At 33.5% G+C, this 19,883-nt stretch carries 15 protein-coding genes and 1 riboswitch; of the genes, 8 read left to right on the top strand and 7 right to left on the bottom strand.

Going from position 1 to position 19,883, the window contains the following annotated elements:
* Window positions 1-576: 576 nt before the first annotated feature.
* From RGRSB_RS00985 to RGRSB_RS00975, 3 genes are all read right to left on the bottom strand, one after another.
* Window positions 577-801, bottom strand: coding sequence for a riboflavin synthase subunit alpha (locus RGRSB_RS00985; RefSeq protein ID WP_420822999.1), 225 nt, complete (start codon window positions 799-801; stop codon window positions 577-579).
* 42 nt (window positions 802-843) lie between these two features.
* Window positions 844-920: riboswitch (Glutamine riboswitch) on the bottom strand.
* A 1,291-nt stretch (window positions 921-2,211) separates the two neighbouring features.
* Window positions 2,212-2,901, bottom strand: coding sequence for a riboflavin synthase (gene ribE, locus RGRSB_RS00980; RefSeq protein ID WP_119259441.1), 690 nt, complete (start codon window positions 2,899-2,901; stop codon window positions 2,212-2,214).
* Window positions 2,902-3,884: 983 nt separating this feature from the next.
* Window positions 3,885-4,190 carry a hypothetical protein gene (locus RGRSB_RS00975; RefSeq protein WP_119259440.1) on the bottom strand — a complete coding sequence of 102 codons (306 nt, stop codon included), beginning with the start codon at window positions 4,188-4,190 and terminating at the stop codon, window positions 3,885-3,887.
* Window positions 4,191-4,609: 419 nt separating this feature from the next.
* Between RGRSB_RS00975 and acsF the strand changes: the two genes are divergently transcribed.
* The 5 genes from acsF (at window position 4,610) to RGRSB_RS00950 (ending at window position 10,275) form a co-directional block, all read left to right on the top strand.
* Complete coding sequence (gene acsF / locus RGRSB_RS00970) at window positions 4,610-5,689, top strand: magnesium-protoporphyrin IX monomethyl ester (oxidative) cyclase (RefSeq protein ID WP_119259439.1); 1,080 nt, start codon at window positions 4,610-4,612, stop codon at window positions 5,687-5,689.
* A gap of 192 nt (window positions 5,690-5,881) precedes the next feature.
* Complete coding sequence (gene hisA, locus RGRSB_RS00965; RefSeq protein ID WP_119259438.1) at window positions 5,882-6,655, top strand: 1-(5-phosphoribosyl)-5-[(5-phosphoribosylamino)methylideneamino]imidazole-4-carboxamide isomerase; 774 nt, start codon at window positions 5,882-5,884, stop codon at window positions 6,653-6,655.
* Between the two features lie 147 nt (window positions 6,656-6,802).
* Window positions 6,803-7,180, top strand: coding sequence for a 30S ribosome-binding factor RbfA (gene rbfA, locus RGRSB_RS00960; protein ID WP_119259437.1), 378 nt, complete (start codon window positions 6,803-6,805; stop codon window positions 7,178-7,180).
* Window positions 7,181-7,200: 20 nt separating this feature from the next.
* Window positions 7,201-8,823, top strand: a complete 1,623-nt coding sequence (locus RGRSB_RS00955) for a glycoside hydrolase family 3 protein (protein WP_119259436.1) — start codon at window positions 7,201-7,203, stop codon at window positions 8,821-8,823.
* Window positions 8,824-9,165: 342 nt separating this feature from the next.
* A complete protein-coding gene (locus tag RGRSB_RS00950) occupies window positions 9,166-10,275 on the top strand; it encodes an S-(hydroxymethyl)glutathione dehydrogenase/class III alcohol dehydrogenase (protein ID WP_119259435.1) in 1,110 nt (369 codons plus the stop codon).
* Between the two features lie 2,214 nt (window positions 10,276-12,489).
* On the opposite strand, the gene rlmN is transcribed toward RGRSB_RS00950, so the two are convergent.
* Window positions 12,490-13,521 carry a dual-specificity RNA methyltransferase RlmN gene (rlmN, locus tag RGRSB_RS00945; protein WP_119259434.1) on the bottom strand — a complete coding sequence of 344 codons (1,032 nt, stop codon included), beginning with the start codon at window positions 13,519-13,521 and terminating at the stop codon, window positions 12,490-12,492.
* A gap of 215 nt (window positions 13,522-13,736) precedes the next feature.
* On the opposite strand from rlmN, the gene RGRSB_RS10665 reads away from it, so the two are divergent.
* The 3 genes from RGRSB_RS10665 to gmk all read left to right on the top strand — a co-directional run bounded on the left by RGRSB_RS10665 (window position 13,737) and on the right by gmk (window position 14,964).
* The gene (locus RGRSB_RS10665) at window positions 13,737-13,865 is read left to right on the top strand and encodes a hypothetical protein (RefSeq protein ID WP_269460790.1); all 129 of its coding nucleotides are present in this window, start codon (window positions 13,737-13,739) and stop codon (window positions 13,863-13,865) included.
* A gap of 259 nt (window positions 13,866-14,124) precedes the next feature.
* Entirely contained in the window at window positions 14,125-14,394 is a 270-nt protein-coding gene (gene remA / locus RGRSB_RS00940) for an extracellular matrix/biofilm regulator RemA (RefSeq protein WP_119259433.1), read from the top strand.
* 15 nt (window positions 14,395-14,409) lie between these two features.
* Window positions 14,410-14,964 carry a guanylate kinase gene (gene gmk, locus RGRSB_RS00935; protein WP_119259432.1) on the top strand — a complete coding sequence of 185 codons (555 nt, stop codon included), beginning with the start codon at window positions 14,410-14,412 and terminating at the stop codon, window positions 14,962-14,964.
* A gap of 883 nt (window positions 14,965-15,847) precedes the next feature.
* Here the strand turns inward: gmk and RGRSB_RS00930 are convergent.
* The 3 genes from RGRSB_RS00930 to RGRSB_RS00920 form a co-directional block, all read right to left on the bottom strand.
* Window positions 15,848-16,144, bottom strand: coding sequence for a hypothetical protein (locus RGRSB_RS00930; protein ID WP_119259431.1), 297 nt, complete (start codon window positions 16,142-16,144; stop codon window positions 15,848-15,850).
* A 1,481-nt stretch (window positions 16,145-17,625) separates the two neighbouring features.
* A complete protein-coding gene (locus RGRSB_RS00925; protein WP_119260900.1) occupies window positions 17,626-18,447 on the bottom strand; it encodes an EI24 domain-containing protein in 822 nt (273 codons plus the stop codon).
* Window positions 18,448-18,560: 113 nt separating this feature from the next.
* The gene (locus tag RGRSB_RS00920) at window positions 18,561-19,793 is read right to left on the bottom strand and encodes an HhoA/HhoB/HtrA family serine endopeptidase (protein ID WP_119259430.1); all 1,233 of its coding nucleotides are present in this window, start codon (window positions 19,791-19,793) and stop codon (window positions 18,561-18,563) included.
* Between the last annotated feature and the right edge of the window lie 90 nt (window positions 19,794-19,883).

Below are 19,883 nucleotides of genomic sequence, written 5' to 3'. Positions count from 1 at the left end.
CCGATCAATAAACTAAGCTCTTATAACTATAGTGGATAGTACTTAGTTGACTAATTTCCTTGTCTATAAGTCAAACTTCTAAGTCTTTTTTGACTGATTCATAACTTAATGCTGACCAGGCAATTCCACAACCAACAACAATCCAATCATAGTTTTTCATAAATTAGGTTATTTTAGTTATTAGAAAATCTCTAAAATACAGCTGTATATCGATATTTGAGTGATATTTAGGTAATTTTTGAGAAAAAAGCTAGGTAATAAAAATAACTTAGATTTAAGTAATAGATCTCTAATAAAGAAACAGTAATCTAGTTAAATAAATTCAGTTTTTTTATACTAGATATAACGGAATCATAATAAACAAAAGCCGATAGTTCTATCTTGCTAACCCTTTGCAATCTGAAAGCTTAATTGTCATAAAAATTATTCTTTCAGAGTCATAAAACGTAGACAGAGCGAAACTATCGGGAGTTATTAACTACTAACTTACTATACTCAGTCTAGAAGAGATATAAACCTTCAGATATTTCATTCCTAGTCCCTACTTGAATTAAGACAACATTGCAGCTAATACTTTTAGCCGTGAGTTGATTCTTCGGTAGTTTTGTTGTTGAGTCTGTCGATAATCAAAATAGGAATTGCTAAAATAGCGAGCTTAAGAATCCAAGGTGCAACAATTAAAGTTAAGAAAGTAGACAAAGTAGCGGTACATCCCATAGCTGCCTTAAACACATCCTCTTTAGCATTAAAGCTGAGAAAAACAGACACTGAAGCAATTGTTAAAGTAATTAAAGAAAACATAAGCATCTACGTGTTTCTACCTCATTAATAGTCTATGGTTGTCTTGCGTTCCTTCAGTTATCCTTACTTACTTCCGTCCCTTCACAACCCTTTCTGTTAGCTATGTCGAGATGAACGATATTGTGCCGAATCTCACCCCTTATTAAGCTACATAACTTTTAACATAAATGTCAACTCTCAGTTAAAATTTGTTATTTTTTTTTCGCAGTTTAGTAAAATTTTTATTGAGAAAAATAATCAAAAGAGCTAGGCTGAAAGCGGATTTTTTTAAGGACACACCATTAGAATCTATTTTTTGCTAAGTAAATAAACTTTAAATAAGTATAAAAAACTCAAGTAGAAATATAGTTTAGATAGAGAGTGATATTTCAAATTATGAATTTTCTAAAAATCAAGCCAATATAAAGAATTAAGGTAATGAAAATATTATGTTTAAATATAAGAGTATTAAAACTTAAAGAAATTATAAATTGGGTAGAATTATTAGAGAACTTTATAAGAAAATAATTTCTAGGAATAAAGGAGTATTGTGGTGGTTCTTAAGCAATAGAAAAATGAGAAGAGTAATTCTAAAGAGTCAAGAAAAGAGAAGATAACTAAATATAAGCTGAATAAAAGTTTTAATCATACTTTATTAATAGAAAACTAAAAAAAGAAAGTGTAGCTTAAATTTTGAATACAAAGGTGGATATATCGAAGAAATGCTGCTGAACAGCTGATAGGATAGAGAAGTTTTGTATAGGCGAAGCTATTACTGATAATCCAACTGTCACTGAATCTTTTTATACTGGAACTTAACGAAAATTTTTAAACTATTGTTTTAAATCCGATTTATAAGACAACTTTAGTCTAGCTTTTGTCAAAAGTCTAGATTCTCTGATGAATTTTTGTTTACAGTAGGCTGCTCAAATGGTTGTCTTGTGTGGACTTTTTGTGAATTAATTTTGAGAAGATGTAAGTATAGATTTTTAAAGGCTTATGAAATTGAGTATCTAGTTATACAGTTTTTACTGACGACTGGTATCAGTGTTAAAATATTAGGTACTGGATAGTTATCAATTTTTTGTTTTCTAAGAATTTTATTTTACAGTAAATTATTGTCTGTATAATAACATTTTTTTGTAGTTTTTAGTCCACTACTGATAAGCTTTAACTAAGTTTGTGAAGCGATGGTTATTACCAGTCAACAATAGCTCAAGGTTATTGTTTTTCCAAATATTCTCTTTTTAGAGTAAATTATTTGTTCGTCAACATAAAAACTGAAAGATTTGCTCCGATTTTTTACAGCAAAAGCCCTATATTGTCATATTTTTAAATTAAATAAATGCCTCATAACTAACACACTGATTATCAAATCTTAACTATAATCTCACTATCTTTATCTCCACACTTAAAATATTGTTCAGATAACTAGATATATCCATGTTCCGAAAGGAAACCTAAACTAACGTCTTGAGAAGCTTGATATAAATTTGAAGATTGTCCTAACAACTTAGCAACGTGTTTGCCTAGTATATCCCCTTCAATATTTACCCAGTCCCCGATTGTGAGATAAGAGAGATTGGTTTGATGATAAGTATGGGGAATGACTGCTACTTTAAACCAATGCTCCCTAGGATCATATTCAGCGATGGTCAAACTAATGCCATTAACCGCTACACTGCCTTTAGGAAAAAGATACCGTTCAATGTTCTCCTGCCACTGTTCTAGAAGAGAAGGCGGTGCCGAAAAGAACATATCCCAAGCTTTCTCAGTAGAAATCGCCTCCACAAAATAACCTACTCCATCAACATGCCCAGTAACAAAATGTCCGCCTAGTTTGCCACCAACCCGTAAAGAAAGTTCCACGTTGGCATAACCAGTGGTTTGGACTTGTTGACCTAGAGTTGTTCTTTGTAAGGTTTCTGGGGAAGCAGTAGCTATAAACCCATCAGAGGTTATTTCCTCAACAGTTAAACAAATCCCATTAATGGCTACACTATCTCCCAGAGCAAGATCTGTCCAAATATCGGTTGTCTTGCCATCTTTTAAGGAAATAATAAAGCGGTCAGATCCCTGTGGACGTATTGTGCCAAGGCCTTGAATTAATCCAGTGAACACAGTTTTTTAAAAATAACTTTGAGTTTTGTTTGTCTTTTCTCCTGATATTATTATAGTTTATCTAAGCAGCTGATCAATTTTGGTTAAAGTAAATCTGCAAACTAAGTAAGATTAAAGATTAAAAACTAACCGAGTCCTTATTAGGAGTATTTATTATTTAGCATAATTGTAAGAAGTTTGATTATCTTTGGTTTTTAGTAACTTTGATAGATCATATAATGCTCATCAACTTATCAAATTACTATTAAGATAGAAATTATTACAGTTGTAATGATAAGATAAAAAAATAATATAAAATATAATTACTTCAAATTAGATCAGTGATTAAATATACTATAAATTATTTGAAAATATAATCAAAATAGCCAACACACATTAATCTAAATATTTTAAAAAAAATAAACTTATATAATTAACAAACCTTCTTAAGCTTAAGAGACAACTTGATGTGAGGTCCGTGACTAAAAGTTTTGTAGAACTTCTAATGGCTCACTAATACTTCTTTAATTTAGCTTAAACATAAAATCCATTTCATCTCCACAAATTTTTTCTTATTTATATTGGAATCTAACTCAAGGTAGTTATCAGTGCAAGGCTTTAGAAAACAAAAGTTCATTTCAGGACAAACAACCACCCCTAGCTGTAAAAGGGCAAGATTCAGCGAGCCTGTACCTCAAGAGATTATAGCCATTAATTCCGACAAAAGTTCAGTCTTTATTTGACCCAAATTTTCAACACTTCGGTCTCTTCACTACTAAGTAATGACGGTTAGTTCTTTTTTAGCTATTAAACCTAGAAGTTACTTGACAACCCCCAATTGCTGCAAACCACTGTACGTTAACTTTAAGGTAACAAGACTTCATAAACCACTTTTGATTATTTAGGCTTACTTGATCAAGGCAACTCAACCGGATCGGCAGATTCCCATTTAAGAAAGAGTTAAAAGACAATATCCTATTTATTTAGGTTCGAATTCATTTAGGTTAAAATTCGGTAAAAGGGAGACGACGGGTCGGCCTTTGAACATCTCCTAGTTGGCGATCATTAATTTCCAAAGTATTGTTTAGTTTCTCGACTCTAGTTTTATAAGCATCCAAACCTAGTCCATTAGAGTTGTAAGATTCTGGTTGTATATTGTTTTTATATTTACCCCCGACTGCCCAATTCCAGTCGTCAAAAGTTTTTGGTTCAACTCCAGCTAGGTCTTCAGCTGAAGGCTCCGTTTCAGAAGCGATTACGGTTACTGTTAGAGAAAAACTTAGACCAATGAACAATAAAACAACTTTCATAATGACTTAAGGGGTGTATGGGGTTATTTTCTCCTCATTTCACACTAAAAATAATTCATTTCCACCCCTAAAATGATAAAATAAACGACAGAATGTCTACCTCACCTAAACGGATGATATCAACCAATACGTTAAATTGATTTTTGCAACTTTTATCACACCTAATTCTTAAATTTATTTAAGATCTACCGACATAGATATATCAATACTTTCAGATTTAATAAAAAATATAAATGATTTTATGATTCAACTAGTCATTGACTTTTAGTTGAAATTCAATATAAATCAATTCTATTTGCCTACCGGATTGAAGATAGATTTAAATATCAGCATTACGTAACATTTTGACAATACCCCCTAGCCAAGGAAGTATCTTTAGCCATATATTTTTATATAACCGAATAGTTATATAAAAATATATGGTCAACACACTAGATGAAGTCACTTCTACACAAGTCAAACCAACAACTAAAGCCCATATCCGAGAAACTCTTCTCACCCCACGTTTTTACACGACAGATTTTGAAGCTGCCGCTAAGCTGTCTCTGACAGAACAAGAAATAGAATTAAACGCGATGTTGACAGAGATGAGAAAAGACTACAATCGCCACCATTTTATCCGTGATGAAGAATTCAATACAGGCTCTTGGGATAATTTAGATAAAACTGTGAAAGAAGGATTTGTTGAATATCTTGAACGGTCTTGTATTTCAGAATTTTCTGGGTTTCTTTTATTCAAAGAACTTTCCCGAAAACTAAAAGGCCGCAACCCGATTCTGTCAGAAATGTTCTACTTGATGGCGCGGGATGAAGCTCGTCATGCAGGGTTTTTAAATAAGGCAATGGCGGACTTTAACTTATCCTTAGATCTGGGAAAAATTACCAAAAACCGTACCTATACATTCTTCCCATTGGAATGGGTAATTTATGCCGTCTATCTTTCTGAAAAAATCGGGTATTGGCGTTACATCATTATTTTTCATCATTTAGAAAAACACCCCGAGAAACAATTCTATCCTATTTTCAAAAAATTTGAAAACTGGTGTCAAGACGAAAATCGTCATGGAGATATTTTCACTGCCTTATTACGTTCTCAGCCTAAACTCTGGAACACTTGGCAATCTAGATTATGGAGCCGCTTCTTTCTCTTATCTGTCTTTGCTACCCACACTTTAACTGTTCATGAAAGAGCTAGTTTTTACGAGTCTTTAGGGTTAAATGCTACAGAATTTGATCAAGAAGTAATCCGTAAAACAAATCAAACATCGGCACGAGCATTTCCCAGTATTCTTGATGTAGATAATCCTGAATTTTATTCTCGTTTACAACGATGTTCTAAGCGTAATTTAAAGATGAAAGAAATCGGAGAGAGTGACACCCCTAAAATCATAAAAAACCTAAGTAAATTGCCGTTGATTGTCGGAATTATCGGAGATTTATTACGAATTTATTTTCTAAAACCAATCGATGCAGAAGCCCTACGAGGAACAGTTAATTGATTTTCCATTCCAATAGGCTTAATTTCCCCTAGATAACGTTGTACACAACTTCTCTAGAAATAGAATAATAAAGAGCTAAAAATTATCAAACGAGTTTTATGATTAGATTTTTTTATCTATGAATCTCTAATTGTGGAATTTTTAAGAGATAATGAGAATTAAGGCAAATTAATCCTAAAATATAAATCGAAAATGGATATTATCCCTGCAATCGATCTTCTTGATGGACGTTGTGTCCGTCTCTATCAAGGTGATTACCAACAATCCCAAGTCTACGGCGAAAATCCAGTTGAAATAGCCCGTCAATGGGCAGACCTTGGGGCAACATACCTTCATTTAGTAGATCTCGATGGGGCTAAACAAGGAAAACCTATCAATTTAACCACCATTGAAGCCATTGTGAAATCTATTGCTATTCCTGTCCAAGTAGGAGGAGGGTTACGCAATAGTTTTAGTATTGCCCAACTCCTCAACCTGGGAGTTGATCGTGCCATTGTGGGAACAGTTGCTGTAGAAGATCCTGCTTTAGTTCAGAAATTATGCCAAGAATTTCCTGGAAAAATTGCCGTAGGCATTGATGCCCGTAATGGTAAAGTAGCTACACGAGGATGGTTAGAAACCTCAGAAGTCTTAGCAACAAACCTCGCCCAACAAATGGTACAATCCGGAGTAGCCGCCATTATTTATACCGATATTCATCGAGATGGAACTTTAAGCGGGCCTAACCAGAAAGCCCTACGAGAATTAGCAAGTCATGTTAATATTCCGATCATTGCATCAGGGGGAGTCAGTTCTTTAACTGATTTATTAGGGTTACTTTCTTTAGAAGCTGTAGGGGTAACAGGGGTAATTATAGGAAAAGCTCTATACACAGGGGATCTAAACCTAGTAGAAGCTCTTCGGGCTGTTGGTCCTGGACGTTGGCAAGATATTCCCCCTGACTTAGGATCTTCGGTCTTAGGGTAATAACTCAATTGAGTAGAGTTAATAATGATTATCTTGTCTGAATTTATAACAGTAATATTATTGATATCGTTATGGATAACAGAATCGTCAACTTAAGATATTCTGTCTCAATTTTAGACCACAATTCTGGAACAATAGGGGGCAAAAATGGCTACTAGTCGTCGAGTTTCTCGTGTTTCCTCATTGATAAAACGCGAAGTCAGTCAAATGTTACTCCACGATATCAAAGATGACCGCGTGGGGGCGGGAATAGTTAGTGTTACATCAGTTGACGTATCAGGAGACTTACAACATGCCAAAATCTTTGTCAGTATTTATGGAAGTGAACAAGCTCAATTAGAAACCATGGCTGGACTCCAATCGTCTGCAGGATTTGTTCGTCGAGAATTGGGACAGCGAATGCGATTACGACGTACCCCGGAAGTGGTCTTTCTCCAAGATATTTCCCTAGAAAGAGGGGATAAGATGGTTCATCTACTCAATCAAATTAAAGAAACTCTCCCCGACGAAAATGATCTCAACTAAAAAGAGAATAATTAACCATTGTGACCAACTCATTATTCCATTGGACTAACGAAACCCTCAAACAACAAATTGGACAAATGGTAGTAGTTCGTGCCTCTGGCCATTTGTTTGATCAGCAAATTCGTTTCCCTACTTGGGAGGCTCCTAATGTTCAATTACGCCATTGGCTACAAACCTTAAATTTGGGGGGTATTATCTTATTGGGAGGAACTGGGGCTGAATTAGCCCTAAGAACCCAACAGCTACAACAGTGGTCAAAGACTCCTCTGTTAGTGGCTGCAGACACTGAAGAGGGGGTGGGACAGCGATTTTCTGGGGCGACCTGGTTTCCTCCTCCGATGGCCTTAGGAGCTATTGCTAAACAAAATTTAGATCAAGCGATTGAATATGCAACCCAAATGGGGGCAGTTACTGCCCAAGAAGCTCTCGCTATCGGGATTAATTGGATATTAGCCCCCATAGTTGATGTTAATAATAACCCGGAAAACCCGGTAATCAATATCCGATCTTTTAGTAATGATCCTGAGATTGTTAGTCACTTAGCAACGGCGTTTATAAACGGGGCTAAGACCTATAATGTCCTAACTACTACTAAGCATTTTCCAGGACACGGAGATACTAGCATTGATTCTCACTTAGATTTACCGGTTATCCCTCATAAAACACGTCGACTAGCTGAAGTAGAATTGGTCCCGTTTAAAAAAGCAATAGAGGCTGGTGTCGATAGTGTGATGACTGCCCACTTATTGATTCAGGCTTGGGATGAGCAAAAACCTGCAACCCTTTCCAACAAGATATTAACAGGTCAATTACGAGAAAAGCTAGGTTTTGAAGGATTAATTGTTACCGATGCTTTGGTAATGGGAGGAGTAACTAATTATGCCACACCTGAAGAAGTGGCAGTGATGGCGGTAGAAGCAGGGGCTGATATTTTATTGATGCCTCATGATCCCAAAAAAACCATTGAGGCAGTTTACCAAGCGGTTGAGTCAGGACGCATTACTCGTGAGAGAATTGAATCTTCTCTGTCACGAATTTGGCATGCTAAACAAAAAGTATCGACTACCATTTGTTCCCCTGAAAATCAGCTTTTATCTTCTCTAAATCAATTATCTCAACCTAGAGCAAAACAAACGGTTGTTCATATTCTTCAATACTCGAGCGAGAAGGGAGGAAGTTTACCCCTAAAGAAGAAATACAAACGACGTAATTTAATTGTGGTAGATGATCTCCTTAATTGTGACTTTTTAGATCGCCAGACTCCTGCTATCACTATTCCTAAACAACTAGGGTACAATTTACAGTTGGTAGATGAAAATACTCTCAGTCTTGTTTTGAAGAAAAATCGCAATACTCTATTACAAATATTTGTTAGAGGAAATCCATTTCGAGGAAATGCAGGATTAACCGATAGGGCACAGAAGATTTATAAGAAATTGATAAAGCATAAGATGGTTAAAGGATTAATCATTTACGGGAGTCCTTATGTTAGAGATTGGTTTCTTAGTGAAACTAATCTGTTGAAAGATAATTTACCTTGGGTATTTTCTTACGGACAAATGGCAGAAGGACAGGACATATCTTGTAGGACGTTGTTTGGTTTATCGGAAGTCTCTTGTAATTTACAGGATACTTTTCTCTAGTTAATAATCGCTAGAAACTTTTTATAAAGTAAGTATTACTTTAATTTTAAAGCGTATTTGTGCAATCTAACATATCAAAACATGCCGACAAAGAAAACATTACGGTATAACAAATTGATTCAATTGGTAAAAAACAACGAAAGTTCTCTAACTGGTAACATTGGATTCTATGTTCATAAACAGTCTCCTAGGTATAGCATTCAAGTGCATAATTTGCTATTATATAAATGTGCTGGTGTTTTATATAAACAATACTCAAAAGCCATAACTCCGCAGAAAAAGTTGGGGATTGTTAACTTGGCGGTGCCATCACACTAACTAGAAACTGACAATCACAATACAATGGATGTCAAAGCAGCTGTTGCATTCGAGGCTGGGAAGCCCCTTAGCATCGAAACAGTACAGGTAGAGGGACCGAGAGCAGGGGAAGTCTTAGTAGAAATTAAAGCTACTGGGGTTTGTCATACTGACGCATACACCTTATCGGGAAAAGATCCAGAAGGACTATTTCCAGCTATTCTCGGACACGAGGGGGCAGGAGTTGTGCTTGAATTGGGGAAGGGGGTAACAAGTCTTAAACCTGGCGACCACGTCATTCCGCTGTACATTCCTGAATGTCGCCAGTGTAAGTACTGTTTAAGTTTTAAAACCAATCTTTGTCAGGCAGTTCGTTCAACCCAAGGACTAGGGGTCATGCCAGACGGTACTAGCCGTTTTTCCATAAACGGAAAGCCACTATACCACTACATGGGCACCTCCACCTTCTCTAACTGTACCATAGTTCCAGAAATTTCGCTAGCAAAAATTCGCGAAGATGCCCCCTTCGATAAGATTTGTTACATTGGTTGTGGGGTAACAACAGGAATTGGGGCGGTGGTAAATACAGCTAAGGTCGAACCGGGTTCTAATGTAGTGGTGTTCGGGTTAGGAGGTGTTGGTTTAAATGTGATTCAAGGGGCGAAAATGGTGGGGGCTGATATGATTGTAGGAGTCGACATTAATCCATCCAAACGTCCATTAGCCGAAAAGTTTGGCATGACTCATTTCGTCAACCCTACAGAAATTGATGGTGATTTGGTAGGGTACTTAGTAGAATTAACCAAAGGGGGGGCAGATTATAGTTTTGAATGTATTGGTGATGTTAACGTTATGCGACAAGCTTTAGAATGCTCCCATAAAGGTTGGGGAGTTTCTACTGTTGTTGGAGTGGCTGGTGCAGGAGAAGAAATCAGTACCCGTCCGTTTCAGTTAGTCACCGGAAGGGTTTGGAAAGGAAGCGCGTTTGGTGGTGCAAGGGGGCGTACAGATGTTCCTAAAATTGTTGACTGGTATATGGATGGCAAGATTAATATTGATGATTTAATTACCCATATTATGCCCTTAGAGAAGATTAACAATGCGTTTGAGTTAATGAACCAAGGTAAGTCTATTAGGAGTGTTATTACGTTTTAGTATTTAAGGATGAGTAAATTAATAAGTTTAAATATTCAGAATTAAATGCTCGAGTACTTTACCACTTCAAATATGAATCTAACTAACTGTCCTCTGATTCTTGTTCTTTAAATTCATCATCATAAATATCTTCTAACATCCTCTAAATTTAATTTTGTATAGCAAAGTATTTATTTCCATTCCAGGATTACAAAGTTTCAATATACTTTATTCTCAAAGCAGGATTAATAACTGTAGTACTTCTATTAAAGGCAAAATCTTATTAGCCCAAGGAGGAATAAACGGAATAATTGTGGGGAATCTAAAAGTTATCTAACTCTTTTTTGAAAAATAAATCTGTTGCCTACTGCTACACTTTGCTCTTCGAGATTATCATATTGACTTTCAACCTTCATTATCTCTTTTTTTAAAACTGCAGCAGTACGAATAAGAACATTATCTCATTCAAAAAAAACTATCAAAATTGAAGATAGAAAGTTGAGTTTTTTAAGAAAAGTAAATAATTTATTAACAATTTACATTTGAGCTAGTTTGTTCATCTGCTAGTTAATTCTTTTTAAAAAAATTAATAATTTCAATTCTTCCTTAAAAAGGGCTTAATATTAATAATATTTCTCGATTAGTATAAAAAACCAAAGAACTTATAACTATGGGATGTTTTTTATTACAATTTTTGTTGTATAAAATTTCGAATCTTATTTTTTTTGCTTCTGTCTTATATAATTAAACCTAGCACTTATATTCTGGATGATAACCTACACATTTTAGTCTATTGGAAACTTCTAAAATAATCTTTTGATTAGCAACTAGATAATAAACTATTGCTTGTTGATAAGGTTATCCAGTTATGTTTACAACGAGTAGTTCTTATGAAATAAATGAATTAAGAGTCAATTGTTGATAGTTAATATACGGCATCTAGTTTTTTCTCGACTATTTTATATTAGTAACAAATTTTCCTGATGATTGTTAACAATCAAACAACATAGATTCTTAATCTACCTTATCGATTATATTGTTAATCTATGTTGTTTGGCTTAAACCCGATTTGTACTTATTGATAAATATACTAAAAACAATACCCTGTACGTTTTTAGTATTAGAAAAACAAATAGTCTTTCCTTCTATTTTTTTATTCTAGTATTCAGTTGAATATATTTATGTTCGAGCTCTTTAGTTTTCTTATATCTAATTTTGTTCGCGTCTATCTTCAGATAAATATCGTTTATAAGCATGTAATTTATCGGTGCAATAGTATTGCATTGCAAATAGTTATAAGAACTTCTTAGATTTTTAAAATAATTAATTTTCTCTTTTTATGAAGACGCAAAATAAGACTTTTTCTGTTGTCTATTTGTAGAACAAAATAGCTATTATTTATTAATTTTTGAATAAAACTCTACATTTTATTAGGCAATTTTTTATGACTCTATCTTCTATTCATTTTCTAAGTTTAACTTAGTTTCCTCTTCTTCAGGATTAATAATTTTCAAATAAAGTGAATTTCTTCTTTCGAAGAAAAGTAATTTTTTAGTTTTTTTAACTACAAAAGTAGTATAATAATTTGTATTCGTAATTACACTGCTAGGGTAACATCTTTATCATTTATTACTTAACTTTTTATTGTGACCTCAAGAACAGTCATTTACTATGAAATTTTGGTAAAATAAAGCATAGTTTCTATAACAATATCCTTATTTTTATTTTATTAAAAATTTATGTTTTAAAGACTTAAAATACTGAATAATGACGACAAATTGCAGAAATAAAAGTTGCAATATTATTGCACTAATTTTAAGATAGTAGCTGTAAAATTCAGTTCACATTTTATCGTACTCTAAACAGAGAAAAACAATATTACTGAATATTGATAAACAGTATTTGAAGTCTTATTTTTTTAGCAAAACTGGGGTTTATATATTTTTCACTAAATTGACTTAGTTTATCATTACTAATTCTAGAAAAAAAGTATTTTCTCTTTATTTAAAAAAATCATGAATAAAAACCAAAAATCTGCTGTCTTAATTTTGTATATCTTGATAAACGATGTCAATGCAATCATACTACAGTTATTGGGATTAACTTTCCAGTTTGTATTTATTTAATGGTCGATTGTTCTCAAACCGAAAAGTTGATAATATCTCAGGCTCAAGTCACTTCTTTCGGAAACAACTTATTTTCATGAAACACACATACTTTTAAAATTAACAAAAATTAGTTTAAAAATAAACGAGAAGACTGTAACTGTCCACAAGCTGCATTGGCTTTTAATCCTCGTGAATAGCGAACACTAACAGTAACTTTATGTTGTTGAAGAATTTTCATAAAAGTTTGAGTATTTCGCTGATTAGGACGTTGGTAATTCGCTTCTTTAATAGGATTATAAGGGATCAAATTAACATGACTTTGAAATCCCCGTAAGTGATTAGATAATTCAATGGCATGCTCAGGTAAATCATTGACTCCCTCTAATAAAATATATTCAAAAGTTACTCGCCGTTTAGTAATTTCAACATATTTTTGACAGTCTTCTAACAATTGTTTTATAGGATAATGAATCGCACTAGGAATTAATTTTTCTCGCAATGTTTGGTTAGAAGCATGAAGACTGACGGCAAAAGTAACTTGTAGATTATAGTTAGCAAATCGAATAATTTTTTGAGGAAGTCCCACCGTAGAAATAGTCAGTGATCGCTGACCAATTCGCATATCTTGATTAAGAATTCTCACAGCAGAGATTACTGCCTCAAAGTTAAGTAAAGGTTCTCCCATTCCCATAAAAACAACATGACTGACCCGTCTTTGAAAATCTTCTTGAACTGTTAAAACTTGATCTACAATTTCATGAGCTTTAAGATTACGGTCATAGCCTCCTTTTCCTGTGGCACAAAAGTCACAGGCTATAGGACACCCTACCTGAGAAGAAACACAAACAGTCAAACGTTTGGTAGTGGGAATGCCAACAGCTTCAATAATTAAGCCATCATCAAGAGATAACAAATATTTTCGAGTGGCATCAGGGGAAATAATGCGATAATTAATTGTAGAACGACCAACAGGATAATTACTAAGTTTTTTGCGCCAAACTTTTGGGAAAACATGAATCTCCTCCAGTGATCGTGCCCCTTTTTGATATAGCCACTGATGGAGTTGTTTGCCTCGATAGGCTGGTTGTCCTTGTTGTTGTACCCAATAGGTCAATTCCTCTAAAGATTTACCTAAAAGGGTTCCTTCGGTTGAAATCATTGGTAAACAGCCACGAATTGTGAAAATTACACTCTTCAAGTGTATCGTATCCTTCTTTCAGCTTTTAACTTGCTACAAAAAATAATCTCAGTAATCGTACATTGTGATGAATCAGGTAATGTTATATTCAAAGAATATTTATAAAAAGCTGAGGTTATATCTCGTGGCTCTACCGAAAGTTTTATGGTTTTATCCTAAAGTAGAATGTCTATTCATTGACCACAAAGATAATTGTCCTAGCTGAATTAGTCCCCATTGATAATCTCTTCAATCGTAATTGCCTTGCTGATATTGATTTAAATCTCCTCAAACAAAGTCATAAAACATTGATGTCGAAACGATAACCCATATAATTCTAAAAATTTGTCGATATATAGGTATTTTCAAAGAATTATGGTATTTTTTAGTAATCATGACCATCATATTTGTTGTAAGTGCAGAGACTAACCAGGGCAATTATGGAAAAAAGTATGAGAAAAAGGTGAAAAAAACTGAAAAATAAATGGTTAGATAGATTTTTACGTTGTAAGTCTTAATTTTTATCGATACCATTAGTAATGGTGGTTTATCAATTACTTCTCACACGGCAAAGCCGTTACAACTATGGAAAACATACAACTGATCAACATTGGGTTTGGAAACATCGTTTCTGCTAATCGGGTGATTGCAATTGTTAGCCCTGAATCAGCACCTATTAAACGTATTATCACTGATGCCCGTGATCGTGGGCAACTTATCGATGCCACCTATGGACGTCGAACCCGCGCAGTAATTATGACAGATTCGAGTCATGTGGTACTTTCAGCTATTCAGCCAGAAACCGTCGCCCATCGATTTGTCGTTAGCAAAGATACTCATACTAACGGTAATTAAAGGTAAAATCCCCCCATGTCATCAGGACAGCTCATCGTACTGACGGGGCCTAGTGGCGTTGGTAAAGGGACGCTCGTTCGTTCCTTACTAGCACGCCATAATGAACTTTATTTGTCTATCTCTGCTACTACTCGTCCCCCTCGTCGGGGCGAAGTGGATGGAAAAGATTACTATTTTGTCACACGCTCAAAATTTGAGGAGATGATTTACCAGGGAGAATTATTAGAATGGGCAGAATATGCCAATAATTGCTATGGAACTCCTCGTTTTGATGTAGAAGAAAAAATTAACTCGGGGACAAAAGTATTATTAGAAATTGATGTAGTAGGAGCAAGGAATATTAAGCAGACTTTTCCTGATGCCCTAAGAATTTTTGTTCTACCTCCATCTCTAGAAGAACTGGAACGTCGTCTGAGAAGACGAGGCAAAGATTCACAAGAAGCTATCGCTTGCCGTCTAGAACGGGCCAAAGAAGAGCTAACGGCTATTGAAGAGTTTAACCACACTATTATTAATAAGGATCTAAACCAAGCATTACAAAAGTTTGAAAGTCTTATTTTTGCTGTTTAGTTCAACACTGTCTATATTCTATTGAGGGTGAGCTAGTTACCCATTCTCGACATCATAACCTTAATTTTTTTGTTGGTTTAATTTTAAATACTACGGTGTCTAAAGCGGTAGTCCTCTACTTTTAGAGTAAAAGGCCAAATATGTAAATGTCATTGACAGATTTCGATAATATGTTGGGTCAAAGTTACAAACAGTTACCTTCTATTTATAGATTTCATTAGATTCCATCTCCATAAACAAAGTTTTCTTTCCTGTATGAGTAAATAGATAGGTGAATAACAAGCGTAAGTTAGCTAACTCCTGTTCACTAATTGCCAGACTTTTTTTAAAAAATAGCTTTTTTTATGAACTATTCCGTCATGTGAGAATGCAATCATAAAATTCTTATTGAAAGCATACCGAAGACTAAAGAGAATTTGTTTATGATAATTCGAGCTATCTTGGGAATATATTTTGGAAATGCCATATCTTATCATTGTTCTAATTTATATTCTATCCAAAATTGATTTCTAGTCCGTCAATGCTAGTGGGGTGAGGTGCAACATCATCCCAAGCAGTAGATTTTTCAGCAATGAACAAAATTCCTAGAGAATATCAAGACCACGTTTTATTAATTAATAAAACGTGGTCTTGATATTGTTGTTTCTTAGTATTGATTAGAAATCTATTGATTGAGTTCTCAACTATAATCAAAATATAACATTGAGTTTTCTGCGTCCATTTGAACATCATTAATTTGACAATTATAACCTTAAATATAAGGCGTTAGCAATCAATAAATTGTGAACTTCATTGCGTCCGTTAAAAACTAAGGTTCACGTCCTTAATGTTTTCCTTTGCGAGAGTCATAATAATTTGTACAAGGGAGTTCCGTCAAACATGGCTAACTCATTGAGGTCTTTAGAAAAATGCCTTGGAATCTAGTCCATGATGCTCCTATTTCCCGTCGACTATATCGACGGGAAATAGGAGCATCATGGCACACCATTTGATATCCCCAAAATCTATTGAAAAGATGTTCGGTCACGAGAAGAAGTTCAATATAGATACAGCCCATTTCTTTAACATAAGGAATTAATTTATTTGCTAATTCACGGTAGGTTAGAAAACGCCCTCCGGGCTTGTGGGAAACGAGTGCTGTAAAACCGACGTTAGGAGTAAGATCATAACTGGTGTGCAACCATGACCCTAAATAGATCTCATAGACAGGAACAAGAATATCATAAGAATCGGTCTTAGCCCTTTCATCTAATCAATGTTTGGTCGTTCTAGATATTAAGATAAACCAGTAACTCTAGAAGCTATACTCTAGGATGTGATTATAGTTGATAACTGTAGAAGTTAATTTTTTAATTGCAGTATTTTTAACAACAAATTTGTATTTTTTCCTGACGCTAATCTTTTCAATAAAGAGTTCCCCGATTACCATTTCATTGCTTTTTATTAAATGGCTGTAGTTATTCTATCGATTTAAGTCCTCCACGATAGGTGTTAAAAGTCCATCAGGTAAAAGATACTTCCGCTATGTAGTGAAATTCAATGAGGTGAATTCTTAGTTTTTTAAATATCTAATGATGATTTCCTTTATCAAATAAATAGAGGTAAAAGCTACTTAGCAAATTACTTGGGGCTCTTTCAGTCTTATTCATTGCTTTATTGATAGTTATTTTTAATATTCCTTTATTGTAAAGTTACAGGGTAGTGACATGATATTGATTAGTCGTTGTAATCAATTTTAAAAAAATTGTATCTAAAAAAACTGGTTAAAACTTTTGACCAGTTGTAGAGAATTGACATGCAAATTTTCTACAACTAGGTAACTTATTTAAATATTATTTAGTATAATTTTATTGATTCTTTTTACCAACAAATTAAAAAACCAATCTTTTCTATTTATTAAAATTAGCTTCTTTATAAAAATCTAATATTAGAAGTTAGGTATTTACCCGTGAGCTTAGATATAATTTCTTGAAAGATATAAAGTAGTCGTCCAAATAAAAAGTAAAAAACTGACACGATAAAACAAATTTTTTAAAAAGTAGATAGCTATATTTTTTCTAAAAAAATTAATAGTTATATATTAAAAATTAACTAAATTTAAATATTAAAATTGTTATTATTTAATAATAACAATTATATGAATTAAAAACCTTTTTATGGTTCAATTATTTCATAATTATTTACCTAAATTTTTGAGCGTTATTTCTATTTTTTAAGCTACATTATTCATGTCACTATTTAAAACATTTTGAGATATTTTAAATCTGAATATTTAAGTATTCATTATTTATTTTTAATAAAAAATATATAGCTTTTTATGACTAATAAAAACTTCTAATAGTCAATCTATTGTTGTGATAAAATTTTTTATTAGTTGATCCACAATAAATACAAACTGTCATTATCCCTAAATTCTATATGATGGGCAATGGTAATTTTTTTAAACTTTGAAATATCATTCATTAAACTAGTTTAAACATTTAAAATTACGGATATAAACAAATTGGTAAAATGTAATTTACATATAAATCTTCTGAATATGACTATCTATATAATTACGGTTTATGATTAGCTTAAAATCTAAATATAGATACCAGTGAGCACATAATTTACAAACATAATAATTCATATATTACAAGACTTATAGAGGATATTATTAAGTTAATTTTTATCTGGTAATGTTCCAGTTAGTAAAACGCTATCACAGATAAATAAAGTACCTCCACCAATACAAAAAGGAATAGTTAATAAATTCACTAAAGGAATACTAATTAACAAAAAACAAACTAAAGCAAACCCTGCACTTCCTGGTAAATTTTTCCAAATAATTTGTAATTTTTGACGAAACTGTAGCCGCCGTCTTTCTAGAATTGAATCAAAAAAATCAAGACAAATAATCACCATGCTTACAGCAATTCCTACTATAGTAGATAGTAAAGTTCCTACAATGGGAATAAAATTAAACAAGAATAACGGTAATGCTATAAAAATTACTAATACTAATTTTTTGAGTTCAAACAGAATCGCTCGCCAAATATCTAAAATTATTCCAACTTCTATTATATCTACTTTTCCTGTTCTTAATTTTTCTAATTTTTCTGAAAGCTTTCCATACCAAGGAGCACCTAAAATTACTCCAAATTGAGCTAAAATAAATCCTGTTAAAATTAATAAAATAATTCCTAAAAAAAGTTTAACTAAAAACATTAATCCAAGTATAAAATACTCTAAGGTTTTTAACCAATTAGGAATGTTAGTCAAAACTGCATCTAGATAAGTTGTTAAATTTACCATTACTGTTTGACTAACTTGCCAACCCAAAAATAATAATATTGAGTAAAGAACAATTCCTAAAATAACATTAATTAGAACAGGAACAATGATATAAGATAAAAGATCAGGATGAGTCCTAAGAATTTTTAAGATGCGAAAAGGATAAGTCGCTCCCCAAAAAAAGCTAAGTCCATTAATGCTCTTTTTCATGTCAAAAACTAGGCGAGTTTTTTTAAAAGTACTAAGTAATTGATGATATTTTCTGACTTCAGAAGAATATAAAAGATTAGTCAATCTTAAAATAATTTACTACTTATAATTAACTAATTAGTAGGTAACACTCCCACTTTAACACTCAAATTAATAGGGCTTCCATCTCTCTCAATCTGTAAATTTAATATCTCACCAACTTGAGTTTCTTCCACAGCTTTTTGTACTTCCCCCGGATTATTTAAGCGTTTCTCACCAATTCCTTGAAGAATATCTCCTGTTTTTAATCCAGCTTGTTCAGCAGGAGAATCTGGCATAACTTTGGCAATTAACACCCCTTGATCTGTTGTTAAATCTAATTCCTGGCTTTCCTGTAGTTTCTTTTTAATTTCAGGAGTAATTTCCACCATTTGAATTCCTAAAAATGGATGTTCTACCTTCCCATCTTTAATTAATTTATTAGCAATTCTTTCGGCTTTATTAATAGGAATCGCAAACCCAATCCCTTGAGCATTTTGAATGATAGCAGTGTTCATTCCAATAACTTGTCCATCAGAATTGAGTAAAGGACCCCCCGAATTGCCAGGATTAATTGCTGCATCAGTTTGGATAAATTCAATTCGTTTATCACCGACTCCAACTTGGGAACTTAACCTCTTTGTTGCACTAATAATTCCTGTTGTAACTGTGTTATCTAATCCTAGAGGATTACCAATAGCAATCGCCCATTCTCCTACCAGAAGATCATCAGAGTTCCCCTGTTGTACCTTGGGTAAATCATTAGCTTCAATTTTAATAACAGCCACATCTGTTAAAGGATCAGTTCCTAACACCTTTCCTTCAAACGTACGGCCATCTTTTAAAGTAACAGTTACCTCTTTTGTTCCGGCGACAACGTGGGCATTAGTAAGAATTTTCCCATCTTTACTTAATATAAATCCTGACCCTGTTCCCCGTTCAATTTGTTCCTGAGGAACTCCAGGAATCTCAGAACTGAAAAAGCGGCGTAAAAATGGATCGTCAAAAATCGGAGGAACCCTATTTATAACTGTTCTAGAAGCATCAATACGAACAACAGCAGGCCCTACCTTTTTAACAACATCAGTTACAAAACTTCCGTTATTTTGAGAAGGAAGAAATCGCTCTGAAGATTGAGTAATCTGGGATTTTTCTGAAGAGTTACTGGTTTTTGCAGAAAATTTAGACTGACCAATAGTATAAGCTCCTCCAGCTCCTATTCCGATCCCTAACAAGACTAGAGAAACATAGGTTAAAGAGATTCTTAGAATAGGACGTTGAGATTTATTGGAGTGCGAATAATCAGGGTTAAGTGTATTGTTTTTCATTACGGATTTGACCCTTAATAATTTGAGATTAAAATAGTTTGAGATTAAAACAGTTTGAAGTTGAAATAGTCATGAAGAGAAAAAGTCGCT

Origin of the sequence: cyanobacterium endosymbiont of Rhopalodia gibberula (genome assembly GCF_003574135.1) — a bacterium.
Lineage (GTDB): Bacteria > Cyanobacteriota > Cyanobacteriia > Cyanobacteriales > Microcystaceae > Rippkaea.
The sequence above is the reverse complement of the archived record's forward strand: the minus strand, read 5'-3'. Positions and strand labels throughout refer to the sequence as shown.

Coding starts and splice junctions, on each gene's coding strand:
- RGRSB_RS00950 (WP_119259435.1), top strand. CDS start 9,166: ATGGATGTCAAAGCAGCTGTTGCATTCGAGGCTGGGAAGCCCCTTAGC.
- RGRSB_RS00925 (WP_119260900.1), bottom strand. CDS start 18,447: ATGAAAAAGAGCATTAATGGACTTAGCTTTTTTTGGGGAGCGACTTAT.
- rlmN (WP_119259434.1), bottom strand. CDS start 13,521: ATGATTTCAACCGAAGGAACCCTTTTAGGTAAATCTTTAGAGGAATTG.
- RGRSB_RS00975 (WP_119259440.1), bottom strand. CDS start 4,190: ATGAAAGTTGTTTTATTGTTCATTGGTCTAAGTTTTTCTCTAACAGTA.
- rbfA (WP_119259437.1), top strand. CDS start 6,803: ATGGCTACTAGTCGTCGAGTTTCTCGTGTTTCCTCATTGATAAAACGC.
- remA (WP_119259433.1), top strand. CDS start 14,125: ATGGAAAACATACAACTGATCAACATTGGGTTTGGAAACATCGTTTCT.
- RGRSB_RS00920 (WP_119259430.1), bottom strand. CDS start 19,793: ATGAAAAACAATACACTTAACCCTGATTATTCGCACTCCAATAAATCT.
- acsF (WP_119259439.1), top strand. CDS start 4,610: ATGGTCAACACACTAGATGAAGTCACTTCTACACAAGTCAAACCAACA.
- hisA (WP_119259438.1), top strand. CDS start 5,882: ATGGATATTATCCCTGCAATCGATCTTCTTGATGGACGTTGTGTCCGT.
- RGRSB_RS00985 (WP_420822999.1), bottom strand. CDS start 801: ATGTTTTCTTTAATTACTTTAACAATTGCTTCAGTGTCTGTTTTTCTC.
- gmk (WP_119259432.1), top strand. CDS start 14,410: ATGTCATCAGGACAGCTCATCGTACTGACGGGGCCTAGTGGCGTTGGT.